Origin of the sequence: Stenotrophomonas sp. 3diitr2024 (assembly GCF_042136455.1) — a bacterium.
Classification (GTDB): Bacteria; Pseudomonadota; Gammaproteobacteria; order Xanthomonadales; family Xanthomonadaceae; genus Stenotrophomonas; species Stenotrophomonas sepilia.
In genome coordinates this window covers 1-3,446 of the sequence record NZ_JBHHMJ010000573.1, presented here as the reverse complement: position 1 = coordinate 3,446, position 3,446 = coordinate 1, and the positions used below count along the sequence as shown (strand labels likewise).

Below are 3,446 nucleotides of genomic sequence, written 5' to 3'. Positions count from 1 at the left end.
GCGCGCTCGGCAGCGGCTTTCTCGGCGGCGGCCCGGCGTGCAGCGGCGCGCCGCTCGGCTTCGGCCCGCGCGGCAGCGGCACGCAGGTTGGCCAGCAGCGTTTCCAGTGCTTTGGCGTCCTGGCCCAATGCCTGTTCCTTCTCGCGCTGGTCCTTGAAGCGCTCTTCCAGCGAGGCAACGGTCTTTGCGCGATCGCGGCGGTCCGCTTCCAGGGCGGCTGCCTGCTGTTTCTGGTCCTGCTGCGTCCCCTGCAGCTTCTGCTTGCGCTCGGCGATCTGCGCCTGCAGTGCTTCCAGTTCCTTCAGGTCGGCGGTCAGCGTGGTGATCCGCTGCGCACGCTCGCGCTGCAGGTAGCGATGGTAGGCCAGGGCGCGGTTGGCATCGGCCACCGTGTCTTGCGACAGCAGCAGCTTCAGCGGTGCGTGGTTGCCCAGCTGATACGCCGCGCGCAACAGCCCGGCCAGTTCGCGGTGCTGCTGGGCCAGGTTGCCCTGCAGCGTGCTGCGGCGCTGCTCGGCTTCGGCAAGGGCGCGGCCCTGCTCGCGCAGCGCGGCTTCCGTCTGCGCAAGGGCACGGCCTGTGCGGGCTACCTTCTCGTCGGCCTCGCGCAGTTGTTGCGATGCCTGCCCGCGCTGGCCCTCGATCTGCCGTCGCTCCTGCGCCACGCCCTTCAGTTCGGTTCGCAGTTTCTGCAGCTTGCGCTCGGTCTCGCGGGTGGTCTGCGCACCGCTGGGCAGCGGCAGGGCCAGCGCCAACGCCAGCCCCAGCAGCAGGCAGCGACCGCCGCGGACAGCGGCGATGTGATGTCGGCGTGATGGGAAGGCGTTGTCGCGCAAGGGCTTTCCAGTGACTTCAGGCAGTTGCGGGGGCTACCGGGGAATGGTGACATCTCCGCACGCGGCCTGCCAGCCGCACATCCATCGAGGTCGCCATGAAAACTCTTTCCATTCCGCTGCTGTTGGGCGTACTGCTGGCCACCGGGCCGGTCTGTGCGCAGGAGAACATCAGCAAGGTCAACGGCAGCATCAGCGCCGAACCCGGTCAACGCTACGGCAAGCTCGACACCGTCAACGGCGGCATCCGCGTCGGCGAAGGCGTCGAGACCGGCAGCATCGACACCGTCAACGGCGGGGTGAAGGTCGCCGACCGCGCGCGCACCGGCAAGATCGAAACGGTCAACGGCGGTGTGCGCCTGGGTCGTGAAGTGATCGCCAGTGGCGGCGTCAGCACCGTCAACGGCAGCATTTTCACTGATCGCGGCAGCCAGATCGAAGGCGGTGTCGAGACCGTCAATGGTGGCATCGGCCTGGTCGAAAGCCGCGTCGGCAAGGACGTGGAGACCGTCAATGGTGACATCACCGTCGGTATCGGTTCGCAGGTCACCGGCGGTGTGCATGTGCGCAAGCCGAACTTCAGTGTCTCGCTGACCGCCAGCCGCAAGCCGCGCGTGATCATCGGCCCGAATGCGGTGGTCAACGGCCCCCTGCAGTTCGAGCGCGAAGTGGTGCTGTACGTGCATCGCTCCGCTCGCATCGGCCCGGTGACCGGCGCCGAGCCAATTCCGTTCGACACCGAAACCGCCCCGGCGGACTGAACCCGCCGGACCTGCCGGTTCGGTGATACTCACTGTTACCGGTCGCGCATCAGGTGCGGCCGCCCTTTGTTCTCCAGGAATCGACGATGCCCCGCAAACTCCTCCTGTGCCTGGCCGCCGCGGCCGCGCTCAGTGCCTGCAAAGGCGAAAACACGCCCGCCGCCGCGCCGGCCACCGACACCGCTGCGGCGAAGCCGGCCGCTCATTCGTTCTCCCCGGAGATCAATGCCGGCGACTTCGCCGAGATGGTCAAGACGCTGGCCTCGGATGAGTTCGAAGGCCGCGCCCCGGGCAGCAAGGGTGAAGAGCTGACGGTCAACTACATCCGCGACCAGATGCAGCGCATCGGCCTGCAGCCCGGCAACGGCGACAGCTGGTTCCAGGATGTGCCGATGACCGAGACCACGGCCGACGAATCGACCGTGCTGAAGATCACCCAGGGCGGCAAGACCACCGAGCTGAAGTTCGGCACCGACATGGTGGTGGGGACTCGCACCGGCCAGGCCGAGGTGAAGGTCGATGCCAGCGACCTGGTGTTCGTCGGCTACGGCGTCGATGCACCGGAGCAGAAGTGGAACGATTACGCCGGCCAGGACTGGAAGGGCAAGACGGTCGTCATGTTCGTCAACGACCCGGGCTTCCATGTCGACGACGAGAAGCTGTTCGACGGCAAGCGCATGACCTACTACGGGCGCTGGACCTACAAGTTCGAGGAGGCCGCGCGCAAGGGCGCCGCTGCTGCACTGATCGTGCACGACACGGCCGGCGCATCCTACGGCTGGGACGTGGTGAAGAACTCCTGGGCGGGCCCGCAATACGACCTGCCGGCCAAGGATGACCCGGAAGCCCGTATTCCAGTGCAGGGCTGGCTGAGCGCCGAGGCGGCCAAGGCCCTGTTTGCCGGTGCCGGCCTGGACCTGGCGCAGGCCTACAAGGATGCCAGCAAGCGCGGCTTCAAGCCGGTACCGCTGAAGGCCACCGCAGCGGTCGACCTGAAAAGCCAGATCGCACAGAAGCAGTCCCGCAACGTGGTCGGCGTGCTGCCGGGCAGCAAGCGTGCCGACGAGGCCGTGCTGTACATGGCGCACTGGGACCACCTGGGCAAGCATGAGGGTGAAACCGGCGACAACATCTACAACGGTGCCGTCGACAACGCGACCGGCGTGGCCGGCATTCTCGAAGTGGCCGAAGCCATGGCGCACCAGGACCCGAAGCCGGAGCGTTCGGTGGTGTTCCTGGCCGTGACCCTGGAAGAATCCGGCCTGCTGGGTTCGAAGTACTACGTCGCCCATCCGACCTTCCCGCTGGACAAGATCGCCGGTGTGATCAACATCGATGCGATGTCGGTGGCCGGCCGTGCCAAGGACGTGACCGTCACCGGCTTCGGCAGCTCAGAGCTGGAGGACATCCTCAAGCCGTTGGCCGCCGCCCAGGACCGTACGCTGCACGGTGAGACCTCGGTGCAAAGCGGCTTCTACTTCCGCTCGGATCACTTCAACTTCGCCAAGGCCGGTGTGCCGGCCCTGTACGCCGATGGCGGCGAGGACCTGCGCGAGGGTGGCGTGGAAGCGGGCCGCAAGGCCGCGGCGGACTACGGCGCCAACCGCTACCATGGCCCGAAGGACGAGTTCGACGCGGCCACCTGGAAACTGGACGGCACCGTTGAAGACCTGCAGCTGATGTACGGCGTGGGCAAGGAACTGGCCGGTGGTGATCGTTGGCCGAACTGGTATGCAGGCAACCCGTTCAAGGCGGCCCGCGACGCGATGATGAAGGACAAGGCTTCGGCCAAGTAAAGTCGGGCTATGCTCGACTGAGCACTGTTGAGAGCAGAGCGGCGCCCCCCCGGGCG

The 3,446-nt window shown here is 66.9% G+C and carries 3 protein-coding genes; 2 read left to right on the top strand and 1 reads right to left on the bottom strand.

The genetic code is table 11. The features are described from left to right. Positions 1-836: murein hydrolase activator EnvC family protein (locus tag ABGA94_RS14805; protein ID WP_375367641.1), on the bottom strand; the 836-nt coding region annotated here is incomplete at its 3' end. Between the two features lie 95 nt (positions 837-931). Between ABGA94_RS14805 and ABGA94_RS14800 the strand changes: the two genes are divergently transcribed. Both ABGA94_RS14800 and ABGA94_RS14795 read left to right on the top strand, forming a co-directional pair. After that, positions 932-1,594, top strand: a complete 663-nt coding sequence (locus ABGA94_RS14800) for a hypothetical protein (protein ID WP_069140025.1) — start codon at positions 932-934, stop codon at positions 1,592-1,594. A gap of 86 nt (positions 1,595-1,680) precedes the next feature. Beyond that, positions 1,681-3,390, top strand: a complete 1,710-nt coding sequence (locus ABGA94_RS14795) for a M28 family metallopeptidase (RefSeq protein WP_069140026.1) — start codon at positions 1,681-1,683, stop codon at positions 3,388-3,390. The last annotated feature ends 56 nt before the right edge of the window (positions 3,391-3,446 follow it).

Bases quoted from the DNA above. Each gene is read 5' to 3' on its own strand.
- ABGA94_RS14800 (WP_069140025.1), top strand. From the start codon at position 932: ATGAAAACTCTTTCCATTCCGCTGCTGTTGGGCGTACTGCTGGCCACC.
- ABGA94_RS14795 (WP_069140026.1), top strand. From the start codon at position 1,681: ATGCCCCGCAAACTCCTCCTGTGCCTGGCCGCCGCGGCCGCGCTCAGT.